Origin of the sequence: Dysosmobacter welbionis (genome assembly GCF_005121165.3) — a bacterium.
Taxonomy (GTDB): domain Bacteria; phylum Bacillota; class Clostridia; order Oscillospirales; family Oscillospiraceae; genus Oscillibacter; species Oscillibacter welbionis.
Genome location: NZ_CP034413.3, coordinates 2,710,430 through 2,729,765 on the forward strand (window position 1 = coordinate 2,710,430; position 19,336 = coordinate 2,729,765).

General features: G+C 51.1%; 18 protein-coding genes. 12 read left to right on the top strand and 6 right to left on the bottom strand.

Translation table 11 applies throughout. The annotated features are described in order from the left end of the window. Window positions 1–852: 852 nt before the first annotated feature. From EIO64_RS14250 to EIO64_RS14280, 7 genes are all read left to right on the top strand, one after another. Window positions 853–1,848 carry a LacI family DNA-binding transcriptional regulator gene (locus EIO64_RS14250; protein ID WP_136891514.1) on the top strand — a complete coding sequence of 332 codons (996 nt, stop codon included), beginning with the start codon at window positions 853–855 and terminating at the stop codon, window positions 1,846–1,848. A gap of 76 nt (window positions 1,849–1,924) precedes the next feature. After that, window positions 1,925–2,911, top strand: a complete 987-nt coding sequence (locus EIO64_RS14255; protein ID WP_119310647.1) for a ComEC/Rec2 family competence protein — start codon at window positions 1,925–1,927, stop codon at window positions 2,909–2,911. 17 nt (window positions 2,912–2,928) lie between these two features. Continuing rightward, entirely contained in the window at window positions 2,929–3,948 is a 1,020-nt protein-coding gene (locus EIO64_RS14260) for a Bug family tripartite tricarboxylate transporter substrate binding protein (protein ID WP_249390694.1), read from the top strand. Between the two features lie 108 nt (window positions 3,949–4,056). Further along, window positions 4,057–4,476 (top strand): tripartite tricarboxylate transporter TctB family protein, encoded by a 420-nt coding sequence (locus EIO64_RS14265; RefSeq protein WP_249390695.1) that lies wholly within the window; start codon window positions 4,057–4,059, stop codon window positions 4,474–4,476. A gap of 18 nt (window positions 4,477–4,494) precedes the next feature. Next, window positions 4,495–5,991, top strand: a complete 1,497-nt coding sequence (locus EIO64_RS14270) for a tripartite tricarboxylate transporter permease (RefSeq protein ID WP_119310648.1) — start codon at window positions 4,495–4,497, stop codon at window positions 5,989–5,991. Between the two features lie 82 nt (window positions 5,992–6,073). Continuing rightward, window positions 6,074–7,663: a hypothetical protein gene (locus EIO64_RS14275; RefSeq protein WP_136891515.1), complete on the top strand. Its 1,590-nt coding sequence runs from the start codon at window positions 6,074–6,076 to the stop codon at window positions 7,661–7,663. 222 nt (window positions 7,664–7,885) lie between these two features. Then, window positions 7,886–8,110 (top strand): hypothetical protein, encoded by a 225-nt coding sequence (locus tag EIO64_RS14280; protein WP_158629798.1) that lies wholly within the window; start codon window positions 7,886–7,888, stop codon window positions 8,108–8,110. Between the two features lie 217 nt (window positions 8,111–8,327). Here EIO64_RS14280 and EIO64_RS14285 read toward each other — a convergent pair whose 3' ends face one another. The 6 genes from EIO64_RS14285 to EIO64_RS14310 form a co-directional block, all read right to left on the bottom strand. Beyond that, window positions 8,328–9,530, bottom strand: coding sequence for a hypothetical protein (locus tag EIO64_RS14285; protein ID WP_051319936.1), 1,203 nt, complete (start codon window positions 9,528–9,530; stop codon window positions 8,328–8,330). A 55-nt stretch (window positions 9,531–9,585) separates the two neighbouring features. Continuing rightward, on the bottom strand, window positions 9,586–10,101 hold the full coding sequence (locus EIO64_RS14290; RefSeq protein WP_249390696.1) for an alpha/beta hydrolase family protein: 516 nt from the start codon (window positions 10,099–10,101) through the stop codon (window positions 9,586–9,588). A gap of 32 nt (window positions 10,102–10,133) precedes the next feature. Continuing rightward, entirely contained in the window at window positions 10,134–11,549 is a 1,416-nt protein-coding gene (locus tag EIO64_RS14295; RefSeq protein ID WP_136891517.1) for an alpha/beta hydrolase family protein, read from the bottom strand. Window positions 11,550–11,551: 2 nt separating this feature from the next. Further along, window positions 11,552–13,543, bottom strand: a complete 1,992-nt coding sequence (locus tag EIO64_RS14300) for an alpha/beta hydrolase family protein (protein WP_136891518.1) — start codon at window positions 13,541–13,543, stop codon at window positions 11,552–11,554. Window positions 13,544–13,706: 163 nt separating this feature from the next. After that, window positions 13,707–14,348 (bottom strand): GntR family transcriptional regulator, encoded by a 642-nt coding sequence (locus tag EIO64_RS14305; protein WP_025543544.1) that lies wholly within the window; start codon window positions 14,346–14,348, stop codon window positions 13,707–13,709. Between the two features lie 217 nt (window positions 14,349–14,565). Next, a complete protein-coding gene (locus tag EIO64_RS14310; protein WP_021751682.1) occupies window positions 14,566–14,889 on the bottom strand; it encodes a hypothetical protein in 324 nt (107 codons plus the stop codon). Between the two features lie 209 nt (window positions 14,890–15,098). Between EIO64_RS14310 and EIO64_RS14315 the strand changes: the two genes are divergently transcribed. The 5 genes from EIO64_RS14315 (at window position 15,099) to EIO64_RS14335 (ending at window position 19,293) form a co-directional block, all read left to right on the top strand. Continuing rightward, window positions 15,099–15,476 (top strand): response regulator, encoded by a 378-nt coding sequence (locus EIO64_RS14315; RefSeq protein WP_025543542.1) that lies wholly within the window; start codon window positions 15,099–15,101, stop codon window positions 15,474–15,476. After that, window positions 15,434–15,781, top strand: a complete 348-nt coding sequence (locus EIO64_RS14320) for a LytTR family DNA-binding domain-containing protein (RefSeq protein ID WP_158629800.1) — start codon at window positions 15,434–15,436, stop codon at window positions 15,779–15,781. The genes EIO64_RS14315 and EIO64_RS14320 overlap by 43 nt, the downstream gene beginning before the upstream one ends. A 542-nt stretch (window positions 15,782–16,323) precedes the next feature. Further along, window positions 16,324–17,295 carry a tyrosine-type recombinase/integrase gene (locus EIO64_RS14325; protein WP_136890970.1) on the top strand — a complete coding sequence of 324 codons (972 nt, stop codon included), beginning with the start codon at window positions 16,324–16,326 and terminating at the stop codon, window positions 17,293–17,295. Next, on the top strand, window positions 17,292–18,281 hold the full coding sequence (locus tag EIO64_RS14330; protein WP_136890969.1) for a tyrosine-type recombinase/integrase: 990 nt from the start codon (window positions 17,292–17,294) through the stop codon (window positions 18,279–18,281). Before EIO64_RS14325 ends, EIO64_RS14330 begins: the two co-directional genes overlap by 4 nt. Beyond that, window positions 18,268–19,293: a tyrosine-type recombinase/integrase gene (locus EIO64_RS14335; RefSeq protein ID WP_136890968.1), complete on the top strand. Its 1,026-nt coding sequence runs from the start codon at window positions 18,268–18,270 to the stop codon at window positions 19,291–19,293. Before EIO64_RS14330 ends, EIO64_RS14335 begins: the two co-directional genes overlap by 14 nt. Window positions 19,294–19,336: the final 43 nt, after the last annotated feature.

A 19,336-nucleotide genomic window follows, 5' to 3' on the forward strand; every position in this document is an offset into this window, starting at 1 on the left:
ACCTTTTTCGGTTCTGCACATTTTGAATTCCTCCTGTCATTTTTCTAATACATTTGGGCCGCGCTCCCCGGAAATCCTTGTGTTTTCAAGGTTTCCGGGGATATTTTCTTGGCCATTTCCCTTGCTTTTTTCCTTACGAGATGTCTGTAAGGGAAAGCTCTCAGCTTTCACCCGCACCCTTATCCAGAAACCGGGCGGAAGAACCTGTGGTTCCTTTCTTTGCATGGGCGTAGATGTTCATGGTGGTGTTCACGCTGGAAAGGCCCAGCAGCTCTCGGACATCTTTAAAGACGCTCCGCCATAAATTATGTTGCTTGTGAAGGTGTGGCGAAGGACATGAAAGTGAAGGGCCTGGATATTATCGAATGTGATGTTGGCTCGTCTGCACGCCGTAGCTGCCCCCAGAGCGTACAAATGTCCCATCATTCCACAGGCAGACGAATGAGAACTCTGTAAAGCATTCCCGTGGTTCATCTGTGCGGGGCAGGGAAGAGAGCCCGTAATATGTACGGCTCGTTTTCTTCGGAGATCCTGTGTCAGCTCCTGATACTGCCGTTAAAGCGCGCCAAATCCATATAATACTATTTGGGAATGAGTTTGTTTGTGCAGCAATAACAGGGCCTACTGCTTAAGTCAAAATTGCAAAAAAAGACATGCAAAATTTGGGAATGATTCCAAAATAGTGTGGTTTGTCAAAAAAAGTGTTGACTTTTTTTGATGGCGGCTTTATGTTAAAAACATGTTAAGAAAAGAGGACGCGGCGATACTGGTTGTTTATTTTTCACAATAGAGTGCCAGTGTTTTTTTGACCTTAAAAATGAGAACGTTTTCAAGAGGGCGTGGGATACATACATGGCAGCAACAATCATTGACGTCGCACGGTTATGTGGTTACTCAAAGGCAACAGTTTCCAGAGCATATGCGTCTCCGGAAGCAGTCAGTGAGAAGGCGCGTGAAAAGATATATGCGGCAGCGAAGCAGTTGAACTATGCGCCTAATGCCATCGCAAGGGCGATGGTTCGGCAACAGACAGAAAATATTGCATTTATTATCCACGAAAAGCAGTATCCCGCTATTTTGAATCCTTTTTATTCTCCGATGCTGGAAGCAGCCATGCAGGAGGGAACCCGAAGGAATTACAGCCTGTTCGTAACGACCAGTCAGGATATCCACCTGCCCAATGGAGATATTTATATCAAAAAGCACATGGATGGAGTGATTTTTGCTGGCGAGGTTGATATCCGGGTCATTGAAGAGTTTCGTAAACAGAGCATTCCGGTAGTGTTGGTAAACAACTATTTGGATATGGATGGCTTAGTGTGCATTTCGGCAGATCACTATGGCGGTGCTGTGCAGGCTACGGAATATCTTTGCAAGCTGGGACATTGTAAAATCGGCCTGTTGTCCGGCCGGTTTTCACCACAAGTTAGTGAAGCTCGTATAGAGGGCTTCGTTAAAACTCTTGCTAAGTATGATATTCCCGTTGATGATCGTTTTATTGCTGATATTGAGCCGGCGCTGGAAGATGGCGAGGAAATCATGACCCGGATGCTGCGGGGGGTGGATCGCCCCACAGCTTTTTTCTGCACCAATGACACCATTGCCGCAGGCGCCATGAAGGCAGTTACCCGGGCAGGGCTGAGAGTGCCGGAAGATATAGCGATCATAGGGTTTGATGACAGCTATATCAGCCGTGTGGTGGAACCCGAGTTGACCACTGTTCGAATTGATGCTGCTAAGATGGGATGCCTTGCCATGCAAACGTTATTTGACTTAATTGCGGGGATGCCGGTAGAAAAGGCGCATATTCAAATTCCTACGGAGCTTATAGTGCGGGGAACCGCTTGATGCTATGTAGAAATTTGACACGCTCCTGATAGAGCGTTTTAAATGGTGAAGTCAAAGTGCGGAAGGATGTGATGCCATGTGTGTTACAGTCATCAATGTCGGTTACGGAGACGCAATCCTCTTTCAGTTAAAGAATGGGTATACTGCACTGCTGGATGGAGGAAGTGCCCTGGAGTCAGAATTTGAAGGCGATTCTTATCGCATTCGGTCAGCAGATTATCTTGCCAGACAGCAGATTGAGCATTTGAATGCTGTGATTATTTCGCATATCCATGAAGATCATGTATGCGGGCTGGAGGCGGTATTACAGCAGACAGTGGTAGATCATCTCTATGTTCCGTACCCGGTAGAGCCTTTCTTAAAAGGCTGTGAACTGACTCCAGCCAGTAACGCTCCCCGCAGTGTACCGCTATATGTTGCGGCCTTGAATGCGTATCGGAGGATTTTGCTTCATGCGAAGGAAAAAGGCATTCCTGTTACCGTGTTGAAAGCAGGACAGGTACTGAAATTTGGAATAGACACGAAGATGCGGATACTGGCACCCAAAAGCTGTGTTGTAGATGCATATATGGAGATCGTGGAACGGGCATACAGTCTTGAGGCGGATACAAATGCCGTGACTGAGTGCCTGATCCGGTTGGACGCTACATCCAATCACACCAGTATGCTGTTGCGCTTCGAACTGGGAGACATCGTTTTTCTCAGCGCGGCGGATAGCTGTCCATCTGAATGGGATGAGGTGCCTGAAATTTTTTTCAAAAATGTAAACGTTCTCAAATTGCCACATCATGGACAAATAGATTCAATTTCGGAATCTTTTATGAAAAATATGCCGTTGGAGTATATTATTACGACCTCGGCATCTGATAGACGGTATCATAGCGCGAATCAGGCGGTATATCAGAAGCTGGCCGCAATCTTTCCGGCGGAGCATCCACCACACTTTTTGTTTTCGGATGAGCGAGAGTATCCGCCTTATTTCTCACAGCCCGAAGGCTTTCAGGCTATCAAACTTGTAATGGATTCCGGGATGGTTATACCGGAGTTTATTAGAATTCAATGAAAAGAGGAGAGAAAACAATGAAAAAACTCATGTCGCTGGTCCTCGCACTCGCTATGATTCTGAGTTTGGCTGCCTGCGGCGGCAAAACCACGGGAACGTCACCTGACAGCGCAGGCGATTCCCAGCAGGAAACTCCCGCGACTTCGGACGGCGCTTTCCCTGAAAAGCAGATCACTATTATTATGCCCTGGAGCCTTGGCGGCGGACCCGATACCATTGCCCGCCAGGTTGCCTCCTATGGTGAGAAGTATCTGGGTGTGCCCGTGATTGTGGAAAACCATACCGGTGGTTCCGGAACTATCGCCATGAACGATGCATTGCAGGCGGAGGATGACGGTTATACCATGGTGGTTGCCAACGGCCCCTTGTTCTCACTGACTCCCAGCTTCATTAATGTCAACTACACACTGGATGATATTACGCCTCTGATTGGTATGCGTATCACGGAGTTCGTTGTTCTGACTAACTCTAAGAGCGGCATCACCAATATCGACGAGCTGAAAGCCTATGCCGCAGAGGGGAACACAATCAAGTACGCTACCACAGGCGGCCCTGGCAACGACAGCTATACTATGATTTCCGTCCTGTTCAAGTTATTGGACATCCCCGCTGAGCCTGTTCCCTACGACGGCGGCCAGGAGGCCATCAATGCGTTGGTGGGCGGCCATGTTGACGTGGCTATCGGTTCTCCCCCGACTTACCGCGATTATGTGATCAACGGCGAATTGAACTGCCTGGGAACCTTCATTCCCGAGGGGCTGGAGGTGGAAGGCATTGGCCACATCAGTTCCTTTAGGGATCAGGGAGTCGACGTGGACTTCACCGGCATGGACTACTTTGCGGTCCGCTCCTCTGTGGATGACAGCAAGAAGGAAGTTTTGACCAACTTCATCGCGGAGGTTTATGCTGATCCCGAGTTCCAGGAATTTATGAAAGGCATGGGCATGGAAGCCTGGGAGGCCACTGAGAGCGAGATCGTTGATATGGTAGAAGCTCAGACCGAGGCGATGACCGAGTATATTCCTCTGGTGCAGTGACACTCTGCGGTGCCCCATATCGCCGAGATATGGGGCACCCATTTTAAAAAGAGGTATTGAATTATGAAAATCAGATATAACAGAGAAATAATATCGGGCGCTATTTTTGTGGTTCTGAGCGCAGTGCTGTGGTTCCTGATTCCCGTACAGGTCCAGACGCTGGAGAAAACGCCAATCAACGCACAGACCTTCCCCCGTATCGCCATTGGTGGTATGTTCCTCTGCTCTGTCGGTCTGCTGCTGGAGGGGATCTTCGTCCGGGAGAAGCAGGAGTTGTATGTGACGAAAGAGAGTTTTCGCTCCAATGCCTTTAAAAAAGAAATGCGTTCCGTAGTGTTCGCATTGCTTTTGATCGCCTACTGTTTCCTGATTGGACATCTGGGCTATATTGTCTCCACAATCCTGCTGGTACTGGCGGTCATGATGTTCTATAAAGCCAGAAAGTGGTACTACTATGCGATTCCTCTGGGGATGGTGGGCATCGTGTACTACGTATTCAAGGTGCTTCTTCATATTTCCCTGCCCTGATCGAAAAGGAGAATACTTATGGAACAATTTTTAGGCGGACTGCAAGTTCTGCTGCAGTGGCAGAACTTTTTGATTATTCCGGTGGGGCTGGCAATCGGTATTATTGTGGGTGCTATCCCCGGACTGACCTCCGATTTAGGTCTCATCCTTTGTATACCCTTGACCTATGGCATGGATCCCACGATGGCTATTTTAATGCTGCTGGCCATCTACTGCGGCGGTACCTACGGCGGTTCCATCACTGCGATTCTCATCAACACCCCGGGTACCTCGGCCAATGCGGCAACGCTGTTTGACGGTTATCCCATGACCCAAAGAGGACAAGCGTTCAAGGCACTGCAAATGGCACTGTACGCATCAACCATCGGTGGCCTTATAAGCGCATTTGCCCTACTGTTTCTGGCTCCCCAGATCGCAAAAATCACACTGCTGTTTGGCCCTGCCGAATATTTTGCTTTGGCAGTTTTTGGACTATCCGTGATTGCGGGCGTCTCTAACAACAGTATTTTCAAGGGACTGATCGGCGCTTGCATCGGCTTGTTCATGGCTACCATCGGCATGGACAATATCAGCGGCACCGCCCGCTTTACCTTTGGAAGCAATCGGCTCATGAGTGGTATCGACCTGATCATCGCCCTCATTGGACTGTTTGCTATCTCTGAGATTATGATGAAGTCCCAGTATGATCCAAGGACCGACCACAAGACTATCAGTTCTTCAGCCATCACCAGAGATAAAATCACGAAGGACGAGTATCGGCGATGCCGCAAACCAATCGGCATTGGCTCCCTGATCGGTGTCATTATCGGCGCAACCCCTGGAACTGGCGGTGGTTTGGCGGCGTTCATCTCTTATAACCAGGTGAAGCAATCCTCCAGCCATCCCGAGACTTTTGGCCACGGCGAGATCGAGGGTGTGGCCGCCTCCGAGTCCGCCAACAATGGCGCCTGCGGCGCAACGATGATCCCCATGCTGACGCTGGGGGTCCCAGGGGACGGCGCCACCGCTATCTTGATGGGTGCATTCATGATCCACGGCATGATCCCCGGCCCCACGCTGTTCGAAGAGCAGGGCAATATTCTATATGCCATTATGCTGGGCCTGATCGTGGTCAATGTGTTTATGTATATTCTGGGCAGTGGCTTTACCCGTTTTTACGCGCATATCACCCGTATTCCCTACGAGATTTTGGCGGCTATTGTATTGACCTTTTGCATTGCGGGTGCGTATTCCACCAATAACCGGATGTATGATATCTACATCATCCTGATCTTCGGCATTGTAGCGTATTTCCTGCGCCGGATGGATTTTCAGTTGGTTCCCATTCTGCTCGGCATTGTGCTGGGGCCTTTGGCCGAGAAAAACTTCCGCCGGGCACTGGTGCTGTCTGACGGGAGTCTGGACATTTTCTTTACCCGTCCTATCAGCTGTGCCTTTATCTTGATTGCTGTAGGTTCTATTTTGCTGTTTGCCTGGAAAAATCACAAGGCAAAGGTAAAAACCACACAGAAATAATACAGATCTGCGCAAGTACTGAGACATCTCCTTATTTGAGCATTGCCAAATTCATACAATTTGAAGAGCGACGGTGTTTGAGATGAAGAAAATTTTGAAAAGGCTTTTCTGCTTGGCTATCGCTGTTGTGATGTTAATGAGTACTGCGGGGGCAGAAGGAACCTCCACTTATATGGCTTACCGGTCAAATGCCGTTACAATATCAGCAGCTGACGGACTTGGCATCGTAAGTGGAACATTCGTAATAAAGGATCTCAGTATTACAAACGGGCAAGATCCTGATGGTCGCAACTATGTTGGACAGGTGCATACACTTGAAAATGGGGAATTTACATTCAGCGTTGGGCGCAGTGCCTCTGAAAGCGTTGCATCATGGTTCAATTCAAAGATCTCAGGATATAATGATCCTTCTGTGAACGGAGATAGAACAACATTTGACCAGACTGCTGATGATTTGAATTTTGCCTTTGTCGGTGATTTGAATTTGGTTGTGGATACTGCCGATGATCCGCAGGGTCTAAGTGTTACATTTCCTGATGTTGTTATTGCTCAGGGGAGCACCTTGTTTAGAAATAATTGGTGGTTTGGTCAACGCTCTGGCCAGCATACAAGAGATAGTGACGGCCCCGACACTGTATTGGCAATTGGAAGTACGACAGAGGGAAGAACAGTTTATGCATCGTTTTTGAGAGGCGGCAACGAGGTTAATGAGATTTCTCTGGAAGCCATTCACGTGGTAGAAGCTGCTGCGGATAGTGCGAATAAAGTTGTCGATGTTAAAAATAAATTTGCTGCGCTTCCGATTGATGGTGTTCAAAGCAATTTGGAAGGTTTCCCCGGCAGCTATGACCCTACCGTAAATCATATCCAGGGATATGCGCAGTATGATAGTTGCGATCATACTCGATATTCTATTCTGACGCATAGTGTAGGAACTGCGCCCTATGCGCATATTGTCGCCGGCCCCAAAACGGGCAGTGACAAGTGGGGGTTCAAAACATACCTTCAGAATTGGAGACATCCTGGTGGCGTTCAAGTAATGGGAGATTATCTGTTGGTTCCCTCTGAACAAGATGCTTCCGCGCATATAGCTTTATATGATTTGCGTTCATTGGCCGTAAAAGAACTAAGAAGAGTTGAGACATTTGACTTAGCTGTAAGCCATAAGGCTGGTGCTTTGGGGATTACTTCTTATGAGGATAAAAACGGCATTGAGTATTACGTGATGATAGTTGCCCATTTAGATGGCGAGAATACTGTGTACCATGTCTATCGTGCATTGGCATCAAATGGCATTGAAAACGCCCGGTTCTCCGAAGTTGGAAGTTTTGAATCTGATAAGGACTTTCAAGGTTTTGGCTTGATTACTGAGGATGGGACAAATGATATTTATATGATAGGGCTTTGGTCGCCAAGCGAGGGTGTGACATTTGCGGATTATGCATACCTGTACCAGTTGAATACGGAAACATGGACCATTGGAGAAGCACTTCAGCAGATTCACATGGTCAGTGTTGGAGGAATGGCTGGTATGATGGGAGTTCATTTCCGTTATGGCGCAAATGTATATGTTGCAGACGATGGTACGCTAACTTTATCCGCTACAGAGCGGAACTCGGTTTTGGGCAGCTCTTTGGCAACAAATGATTGGATTCCTGCAATCGTAAACTAATATTTGACGATATCGTTATGTGAGGAAAGGGAACGGGCTGTGATCCGTTCCCTTTCTCCACAGTGAATATTCTATTGATAAACCGCATGATGGTGGATATCTTGTTTTGACTGACAATGAATAAACCAAAGCTGACCCGTAGTGCATAGCTGGGGGAGAACTACGGCGAATTGGCTCAAAGACATCTTCTTCGGTTTTTTAAGCAGTTGCGCTAAAGCTTGCATGAAGCAATCTTTCCTGTTCCTTTATGTAAATGCATGGCGTCGAGAAGGTGTCATCTCCCCCATAAAACAGACTGCATTTCGCAAGAGCCGATTGGAACGTCTCCTGACCGGCACGCTGGCAGATCTTCTGTTTATTCTCTTAAAAGATTTCTGCTGTGATTTGCTTTTCGGCTCTGCCGGGCGGGGCTTTAGAAGTTTTTGGCTTTCCGGCCCTTTAGAGTGAGCAGCAAACAAGAAACCGTCAAGCCTCTTTTGATGCTTGGCGGTTTCCTGTTTGACGCTTATATTGCTATAACAAATTTCAGGGAGGTGTCACGAATTTTGAGAACTTCAATCAAGCGGGAATGAGTCGCTTTTCGAGTTTAGAAGTGATCCGCCATGTCCTCACCCGAAAACATCTTAAAGGGAATCCGAGTTTTTAGGATCTGATCGGCTGCAATTTACAGCATACCGGCCATCACACCGGCCACCAAAATAGAGACCATTGCGGCCATACCGCCCACTACCAGGCGAGGCATGACCCGGCTCATCAGAAAGGCCTTTTCATCCTCATCCTCCGCCACAGCATTGCATACCTCCACAGAGATTAGGTAAGTGGAGGGGAACCCCAGCATCTGACAGAAGCCTACGCCGAAGGCCATGGACTTATCCCCCAGAATCTTCCACACCGGCAGGACTTTCATCATAACAAAGATGGAAAGTACCGACACCGCGAACACAACCACCAGCGGGAGGATCAGGTCGATGAGGTCGGATATGGAGATGTTGGCCAGGGCGGGAATGATGGCAGCGAACACCACCATGTTGATAAAACCGCTGGCTTGGGCTTTCTGGAGGAGGTTCTTGGGCACCACACCCAGCTGGGTGAAGATCACGCCCAACACCAGCCCCAGGATGGCGTAGTTGATGTGGGTCAGCTCACCCAGCCATACAGAGAGCAGGCCGCCGACTACTGCCAGCAAAATGCACACATTGCTGGAATAAAAGCCGTCAAATTTCTCGGCCAATGTTATCCTCTTGGACGCTGTCTTTGCCTCGCTGTTCCGATTCTCGGATTTGCCCGCGGCGGCCATAAACTCGTCCAGGGTGCCGCTGGATTTGGCCTTCCGGTATTCGCCGATCAGGCCCTGGGCATAGCGGAGACTGGCGCTGGAGGCAAAGGGCGTACCCACGAACTTCTGCACGGCGAAGGTAATGGCAGCCAGCGCGGCGGCCAGAGGATAGCCAGCCTTGGTGGCAGCCTCCGTCATGATCTGCGTTGCGGGCAGAGCGCCGTTGACTACCGGGATGGCGCTGAGGGCCATCTCCTTGCCGATGATAGGGATGGTCAGTGAGACGCCGATGATTACCGCCAGCATACCGAACCAGCAAGTGACCACAGTCCGCCACTCATCCATGAACTGGCGCAGGTTAATCATGGACCCCATAGCGAAGAGCAGCATTGGCACGCTCCAGCTGGAAGCGGCGCTGAGACCGGCCTTTTCGATGATGTCGGCGGGCAATACGCCGGCGACGAACAGGACCAGGAACAGCATCAGCGTGGCGAACACCGAGGAGATCCGGGCTTTGGTCAGCTTGGCCACTACGTCGCCGACAGCGAAGAGAACCATCACCACTGCGAACCACAGCAACATATCAAACACTTGTCATTCATCCTTTCTCTATCTGTTTATTGAAAGGGCCGCCCGGCGCAGCCTTTTAGAGATACTGGTCGAACCAGTCGCACAGAGCGTTGAGCCGGATCAGACGGTTGACCGGCCGCCCGGACCGGTTGAGCTCGTGGCCCTCCTGATGAATCAGGACCACCTTGGAAGGAACACCCTGCTGACGCAGACTGGTGAACATCTGCAGGGGCTCGTCCATCCAGCAGCGGTAGTCGGTGTTGGAGTGGATAAACAGGGTGGGAGTGGTGACATTGCGGACGTACTTCAGGGGAGACTTGTCCCAGAGGATCTGGCTCTCGTCCCAGATGACGCCTTTCCGCTCCAGGGCATTGAGGCCCATGTGCTCCAGCAGGAACAGATACCCCTTGTCACAGGTGGAGATGGAGGTGACAAAGTTGGAAATGCTCCGCATGGCACAGGCAGCCTTGAACCGCTGGGTGTGGCCGATGATCCAGTTGGTCATGTAGCCGCCATAGGACCCGCCGCACACGCCCAACCGATCCGCGTCCACGTCCGGATAACGGCGAAGCACCTCATCGGTGAAGTCCATCAGATCCTGGTAATCGATGGTGCCCCACCGACCTACCAGATCGAAGTAATCCTGCCCCGACCGTCGCTGCCGTGGGGATTTGTATAGAACACGAACCGACCGCCAGCGGCCAGCAGCTGCATCTCATGGTAGTACTGGGAACCGTAGGCCGCCTTGGGGCCGCCGTGAATGTTCAATACGCCGGGATACTTCTTCCCCGGCTCGTATCCGGAGGGGCGGATGACCCAGCCATCCACCTCCTGACCGTCCCGGCTGCGGAACGTGATGTGCTCCGGACGTGAGATCTGGCGGGTCTCCAGAAAGGCGTCGTGGAATTGGGTGAGCCTCTCCGGTTCCCCGCCGGAGAGGGGCTGGCGGTACAGCTCCTGAGGCCGGTGATCCCGGAAAGCTGCCAGATAGGCGTTCTCTCCAATGATATCAAAGCAGGCAATCCCCTCATAGGAGGCCACAGGAGCAAAGTTCCCCGCCTTGTCGAAGCGCAGCAGGGCGGTGACGTCGCGCTGGAGACGGACGGCATAGAGACTGTCTCCCTGGACGGCACAGACCTTGCCGCCGCCCAAAGACATATCCCCGATGGCGGAGGTACCCAAAAAACCGTCCGGGGCGCAGAAGGTCCGGCAGTCCCCGGTGGCCGGATTCAGCAGATAGAGCTTGGGGCTTCGGGAGACGCTGGTGTGTGGGTCGCCGCCCTCGAACCAGATATCCGTGCCCCACCAGCCCACCTGGGTGATCCGATATTTCCTATCGGGGACCAGTGACCGGGTTTGGCCGGTGGCCAGATCGTAGAGCATCAGCTGCCGGTAGTCAGGCCGGATTCCCTCAAAGCTCACACCCCAATAGAGGATCCGAGAGCCTTCCGGAGAGACTGCCGCTCCTTCCATGTCATAGGTGGGAGGGGTGATCTGGTTTACGGAGCCGTCGGCAGGATCGAAAATCCATCCGCTCATCCGGGTGCCGTTAATCATCCCCAGACCGTCGGCCCAGAAGGGCAGTTCGTCAAAAACCGTATAGTCACGGCCGGGCTGAGGCTGGTCCGCAGGCAGGTCCTCCGGAGGGGTCATGGGCCGCCGGGTCAGGACGAACCATCTTCCGTCGGGCAGGGGGTGAAACTGCTTTACCGACAGGGGAATGGTGAAAGCCCGTTCTGCTTCGCTTCCCCGGATGTCCAGCCGGTAAAAGGCGGTTTTACCAGGCTGATCCCCGGTCCGGCAGGAGGGGAAGATCAGCGTATTTGAATCCAGCCAGCGAAAAGCGGCCTCGTCGCCGTTGCCGGTCAGGGGGCGAACGGCGCCGGTTGCGGTGTCCAGCAGATGGATGCAGGCGTAATAGCCTTTTCCATCATCTCTGGCCCGGCGGGACACAAAAGCTGCGTGAGCCCCGTCGGGTGCGACCGCCACCTCGGAGAGGAATCGGTATGCGTACAAGTCATCTGCTTTGATGCGTTCCATAATTATGCCTCCTGTTTATTGAGATACCGCTGGTACCAGCGGAGCATTTCCTCCAGTCGCCGGAGCCGCTGACGGGGCCGGCCGGAGCGGGAGAGTTCGTGGTTTTCCCCTGGGAAAAGACACAGCCGGGAGGGAACTCCCCGCAGCTGGAGAGCGGTGAACATCTGGATCGCTTCCAGTTTCCAGCAGCGATAGTCCTCCTCACCGTGGAGGAACAATGTGGGCGTGGTCACATGATCGGCATAGCGAAGAGGGGACTGCTGCCACTGGAGATCCCGATCCTCCCGGTGGGAAGCGCCGGTTTGCCCCTTGGCGAAGTAGTAGCCGATGTCCGCCGTGCCCTCCATCCCGGTCCAGTTTGCGATGGACCGCTGGGAGCAGGCTGCCTGGAACCGGTCCGTGTGGCCGATGATCCAGTTGGTCATGAAACCGCCATAGGACCCGCCGCCAACGCCCAAACGGGTGGGATCGATGTCCGGCCAGCGGGCCAGGGCTCCGTCCAAGAAAGCCATGATATCCTGATAGTCGATGGTCCCGAACCGGCCCCGGATATCGGCAAAGTCATTTCCACGGCCCTCGCTTCCACGGGGGTTGCAGAACAGAACGAAGTATCCGGCTCCCGCCAGGACCTGCATCTCGTGAAAGAACACCGAGCCGTAGCTCAGGCGGGGCCCGCCATGGATGGTCAAAATGGCTGGGTATTTTTTGCCGGGAACGTAGGCCACCGGCGGGAGTACCCACCCCTGGACCGGCAGCGGACCTCCGGTATCCACCTCCAGCGGCTGGGGCGTGGAGACGGCGCAGCGGTCATAGATCCCGTCGTTGGCGTGGGTCAGACGGATCTCCCGGCCATGCTCCAGAGTGTAGATCTCTCCGATCCGGTTTTCCCGAAACGCCAGGTACACCAGCCGGTCTGCCGCGGCATCCAAATACTCCACACTGCCCGGCCCGGTGAGGGGGCGGGCCTCGCCGGAGGTCAGATCCAAAGCCTCAATCCGGCTGTCCCGGTCCACGGTGGAGAGGAAATAGAGCGTGTCTCCGCAGACGCGCCAGGTCTCTCCGGCACCAAGGCGGCTGTCGGTGGCCACGGTGTTGCCCACACAATGATGGCTGTGGCGGAGGAGCAGCTCTGGTTCTCCTCCGGAGAGAGGGATGGTGTAGAAATCGCCATTTTCCCCATTTCCATAGCCAAGCCCGTCGGTAAGACAGAGAACCGCCTGGTCCCGCCAAAGGGCAAAGAGCTTCACCAGATACCGGTCCTGTTCCAGGAGGCACCGGGTCTCTCCACTGGCCGCGTCCCAGATAAAAACACCGTGGCGCAGAGTCTGGACATCCGTGAAGCGATGACCGGTATAGAGGATCCGGCCATCTTCCACGGTAAAGCCTGTAACCTTGAAGGGCGGCGCGGTGAGGGGGGTGGTTACGCCGGACGCAGGGTCGTGGATATACAACTGGGACCGCTGCCCGCTGGTGAGGCCCAGGCCGTTGGCCCAGAAGGGAATGTCCTCCAGCACATCATAGGTGCGGTTTTTGTATTCCTCCAGGGCCGAAGCTTCCTCCGGGGGACTCAGACTGTCCAGATTTGGGCGGTTCATGTCCACGGTGGCGGTGAAAACGAACCGCCCGTCCGTTAAGCGCCGGGCCCTGCCCGCCCGCATGGGGACGGTGAACAGGGGCTGCGCCTCGCCGCCATCCACCGGCAGCGCGTAATATGTAGTGGTATCCTGAGAAGCGGAACCGGCTGTGCCTCGCATCCCGGAAAAGAGGATGGTCCGGTTATCCATCCAAGAAAAAGCCCGCACCGGACTCAGGGAGCTGAGGGGACGGTCCGCCCCCGTACTGTGGTCATAGACCCACAGCCGGGCGTCATAGCCATTGGAGGCCAAATTCGCCTGCTGGCGGATATAGGCAGTGTACCGACCGTCCGGCGAGAGACCCAGGTCGCTGAGATATCGGAATTGCAGGAATGTTTCGCAGATCATAGGCTCCATCATATTCACTCCATTTCGTCATTGACTACAAATTTCATCCTGTACCAGCGGCACCGCAGATGTGTCCTGCTGCCGGGAGAGGCGGCGTCTGGAAACTGGAAATAGCATCCTGATTTTAATTATTTATTTTTAATTAAAAATAAATAATTAAAAAATGGCCCCATCCTTACAACCGGCGAAGCACACCTTCGATATGCTGCTGTAAACAGTGCTGGGCCCTCGTGATATCTCCGGAACGGATGGACTCTACTAGGCGAACGTGATCTCTGGCTGTGCCGCTAAAGTCCCGGAGCCGCAAAGGGCAAAGCAGATAGTTGGACACTAGAAAGCGCCCCTGTACCCGGTCATACGTCTCCAGCAGAATCCTGTTCCCTGACGCTTCTACAAGCAACCGATGAAAGCGGCGGTCCAACATGGCGAATTCTTTTGGAGAAAAAGAACTGCCGGTGAGGCGGACACCCTCTTCACTGTAACGATTCAACTGGGCTAATACGGTTTCTGCCGACAGCCCAAGGCCGGACATAAACCGCTCCAGCGCATGTCCCTCTACCATTTGACGGACTTCACACATCTGGCGCACATGCTCCTGGTCATACTCCGGCACATAGATGCGGCCATTACCCATGATCTGAAGGATCCCGTCATTGGCCAGTAATTTAACGGCCTGAACCACCGGCGTTCGGCTGACCTCGAAGCGATGAGCCAGTTCGTCCAAGGTCAGGTTTTGTCCCATCTCATAATCACCATTAATGAGGCTCTCAACAATATGCTCATACAAAATTTCGTCCAGGCTATTCTTTACTTTCATGGAATTCTTCCTCCAGTTAAAATAAGTGTAATCGAGAACAGAGAAAAAAACAATAGGGAATAGAAGTGTCATTTATTGGGCGGCGAAAATTCATGATAAATTCACAAGGGGTTACAAGAAATTATTGTTAAAAATGCCAACAAGATGCTATATGCGTTTGTTTCTGATTCTTATATCTACCATCTCGCTTCACATTAGATAGGCCTTATCAAATATCCTATCCAGCCAGCAGCCAGTGTGATGAGGATGACCACAACATCCCCGCCGGGAAATTGTGCGAGGGAAGAGAAGGTGTCAGTCCAAACAGCATCAAAATCCATGCCAATACAAATGGAACGCTGTATAGCATCAGCGCAGCTTTTCCGACCTTTGCAAAAGGACGATACAACAAGTTCAGCTTCCTTTCCGGCAGCGCCGCCGCCAGCAGAACCTTGCTCCCGCCTGTCCCGATCAGCATTCCAATCACGGCCCCCCGGACGGCATCCAATGCCAGCAGCCTGACAGCCGCGGGGGTAATTTTTCGTGTTGCCTTTTGATTCATGGGGACATCCTTGGTTTTTATCCCCTCTTGTTATCGGCGGCATTGTAGCATGAATGAAGAGCGATAGGCTGGATTTTGGCCCCAGATGTGCGTCCTCGGCTTTAAATGCGAGTTAGTCCTATGCGTTCAGGACAAATTGCATTTATTCAGGACAAAACCTTTCAATCTGATATACTGCGGGAAAAGATGGACAAGAAAGGATTCCGCCTATGGTACCGATCGTTCTTTGCGACGACGATCCCTTCACATTGCAGCTTCTGTCCGAGCTGCTGGAACGGGCGATCCGGCAAAGCAAAGCAGAGGCCAACTTGTCTGTCTGGCCTCTGCTGGTCAGGAGCCGCTCCAGTTTATCCGCAGCGGTGGAAGCTATCTCTATTTTCTCGATTATGACCTGGGAAGGGATTCCCCCCAACGGCGTGGACCTTGTCCGGCAGATCTACCACACGGACCCCGGCGGGAAAATCGTCTTTGTTACCGGCCATGGGGAGAAGGGCATGGATATTCTGCGCAGCGGCGTGCGGCCCTTTGGGTTTATTGAAAATGTGTGGATCAGAATGAGATGGTTCGGGAGTATATTCGATATTTGAAAATGGCGGTGCCGGAGCAGCAAAACAGCGCGGACGGGGACACCGTCGAACTGCCCATCGGGATCGATGAAACGGTACGGCTGCCGGTTTCTGAGATATTGTATGTGGATTCCGTCAAAACAGTGGCCCATTCTATTTGCTGTCATTTGACGGGTCAGGGGGTGACTGCGCGGGAGACGATCGAACACGCCCAGGAACAGCTGGAAGATCAGGTTATCCGCTGCCGTTGCTCTGTTTTAGTAAGGGACATTGCCGCCGCTGGGCAGTTCAACGTTTGCGATAAAATAATTTTTAAGACGCAGTGATAAAGGGGCTGCATATATACGCGCAAGATAGAACAGAATTTGTGAAGACAGCGCCTTTGCGTTCCTATAACCTTGGTCCGTGGAGATCGGAATTTACGAAAAAATACAGGAATTGTTCAGGATGCCGTTACAGCTGTTGACATTGATGATGAGCGAACCGCTCTGGTGCTTGTCAGTCTTACTCCTGACGGGAATATTTGCACAGAAAGAACTTATTATGCGATGATTTGCGAGATTGATGCGACGGCATGTAAAGTTACATTTCATGTTACTGACGACGTAGCGTAGCCCTCAATCAAATCCTGGTTTACGATTGAACCCTATGGGCCGCAGAGTGCTTGCGGCCTCATTCTGTTTAAAACCGGGTATGAAATTGCGCCCTATCCGAGTTCTGGGATAGGGCGCATTATCCCAGATATTCAATTATCCGAGGTAAACTTCAAATGTCGTTTGGTATTCTGGGTTTTGAACAGAAAATCTCGGATAACGTTTTTCATGTATGGTACAGTTAAAGCCACTAAAATAACGAGGAGGTTTTAACCATGTGTCAACAGACAAACGAAAACGACATTGCATCATGCAGGTATCAGGAACTGAATCCCGAGATGGATGCTTTTTTGTCGGAATATCTTGAAGACGGACGACGTAAGGGGCTACAGGAAAGTACAATTCATCTTCATGATAAGATTGGACATTACTTTTTATCCGCCCTAACCAGAATCGGTTGTGTGAAACCGCAGGAAATGAATCCCCAAAATATAGGAACCGTATGCTTATCAGTCAGCAGCAAGTGGTATCTTTCCCACATCCGGACATTTCTCCGGTATGCTTATCAGTCCGGTCATACCGACAGGGATTACAGTGGTATTGTCCCTCTTTTTAAAAGACCGCAGCCATACCCTTCTGTATACACAACAGATGAAATTCTAAAAATCGAAAGCAGCATAGACCAGACTTCCCCACACGGAAAGCGTGATTATGCAGCCCTGCTCCTTGCGACGCGGCTCGGAATCAGAAGCGGGGACATTTCATCCATGACATTCAAAGAGCTGGATTTTGACAGGGACCTGATCCTGCTTACCCAGCATAAAACCAGTGTCACTATTGAACTTCCCATGGTTCCCGATGTAAAAACTGCTTTGGAGAGATATTTACAGGAAGAGCGTGCCGACAATGAAAGTCCATATGTGTTTCTCCGAATTATTCCGCCTTACAGCCATATCTCAGTACAGGCAATCACTAAGATTGTAAGGACTGCCATTGAAACAGCAGGAATCGATCCAGGTAAACGCAAGCAGGGAGCACATGCCTTCCGGGCATCCCTTGCAAGTTCCATGGTCAATGACAACATCCCTTATGAAGTCGTAAGAAAAACTCTTGGACATACAGACCAAAATGCCATCCGTTCTTATGCCAGTCTGGACATTGAGCAGCTTCGGGGCTACGCACTCCCTGTACCGGAAGCAGCAGGTACATTTGCCGGTTTTCTGGAAGGAAGGTGGTCTTTGTCATGAATGAATTTAAAAGCATTTTCAAAAACGAGCTGGCGGAATACCTTGCAATCAGCCAGGGCACAATCAGTGACGGTACTTTACAGAATACACGCAGAATCCTGCTTTCGTTCGACTCACTGCTGGCAGAAGAAAATACCGGCGAAATCTCAGAAAGGACAGTGAATCGTTGGATTGGCAGACTTCTCCAGACTAACGCACCTAAAACAGTCAGCGACAAGGTGAGCTATCTCCGGAAATTTTTAAGGTATCTCCAGTATGAAGGCTACAGTGTTTTTATGCCTGACTGCCCTAAAACATCAGACAGCTATGTCCCATATATTTTTTCGGATGAGGAAATACAAATGCTTCTGGCCAGTGCCGATAGCTGGGGCAGTAGGCACACAGACCCGCAAACGCGACAGATGGACATGGAGTTCTGTATGTTACTGCGGATGCTTTTGGGCTGCGGATTCCGGTTGGGGGAACCACTTGCTGCCAGGGTGAAGGATATAAACTTTTCCCGCGGAACTATCCTGATCCGCCATGCCAAGAATAACAAGCAGCGTGTCGTTCCGATGGATGTAACATTAACCAGAATGCTGGAAAAGTACTGCATTGCGATGGCAATCAAAACAGAGCCGGAAAGCCACCTGTTTCCATCGGTCAGGAAAAAAGGGGCAGCTGTTACAAAAGGAACTTTCGGATTACGGTTCAGGAAGCTGTTACAGCAAACCAACCTGTGTGTACCTGGAAAGGCTCATTCCAGAGGTCAATGTCTTCATTGTTTCCGTCATTACTTTGCCATCCATTCTTTTGTACAGGCAGAGAAAAAAGGACGTCCGGTAAATGATTCTGTACCGTTCCTGTCCGTTTATCTTGGACACCATGACATGAACGAGACTGAGAAGTACCTGAAATTCAGCAGCGACATGTTCCCCGAATACACGGAATTGTTTGAAGACTATGCTGTCAGCGTATTCATGGAGGTGGGCGATGAGGAAAAATAAACTTCCCGACTTCATGCTTCTGCTGGAACAGTTTTTTACGGAATATATGCCGCTCTCATCAGGTCTTTCTCCTAACACCGTCCGATCGTATAAGCATTCTTTTCGGCTTCTGTTCCAGTATGTTTATCAAGTGAAAAAGAAAGATGCCGGAGAAATCGTGTTTCAGGATCTCGATTTTGAAACAATCGACAGTTTCCTGAAATGGATCGAAACAGAACGGGGCTGCTCGGTATCCACAAGGAACCTCCGGCTTTCGGCACTCACATCCTTTGCCGCTTACGCACAGAACAGAAATTTTGAAGCGGCGACTGTGTTTGCGAATGCTGTAAGGAGGATTCCTGTAAAAAAGGCATCCAGCCAGCCAAGGATTATTTTTTCGCTTGATGAAGTGTCAGCCCTGCTCCGGCTTCCTGACACTGAAAAACGCTTGGGCTTCCGTGACCAGGTTCTTTTAAACCTGATGTATGCAAGCGGAGCCAGGGCACAGGAAATCTGTGATCTTAAAGTCAGAGATTTCCTTGTTGAAAAAAATCTGTACAAGCTGACAATCACAGGAAAAGGGAATAAGACCCGCAGGATTGTAATCGCTAAACCTAGCGGAATCCTCCTGAAACGGTATCTGGAAGAAACAGGCAGAACTGGACGGTTAGATGCCTATATCTTTTCCAGCCAGACACATCCGCAGATGACTATCTCCTGCATTGAGGAAATTTATAAAAAATATGTTGCCCTTGCCAAGGCGGAGTATCCGAAGATGTTTCTTGAAAAGTGTTATACCCCGCATACCATGAGACATACAACCGCCACACATATGTTAGAAGCCGGAGTCCCGATCATAGCAATCAAAAACTTTCTCGGACATTCCTCGATTTCTACGACTGAACGGTACGCAGAGCTTTCCCAGAGTACCGTGAACAGGTATATCCGAGATTGGAACGAGAAATGGTTTTCACATCAAAAGGAAACCCCTGCTAATCAGAAGGAAAATCAGTTGCCTGATTTTCTGAAATAGCCATTACATTATCCGAGGATATTTCTTTGAAAGCCTTTAATAT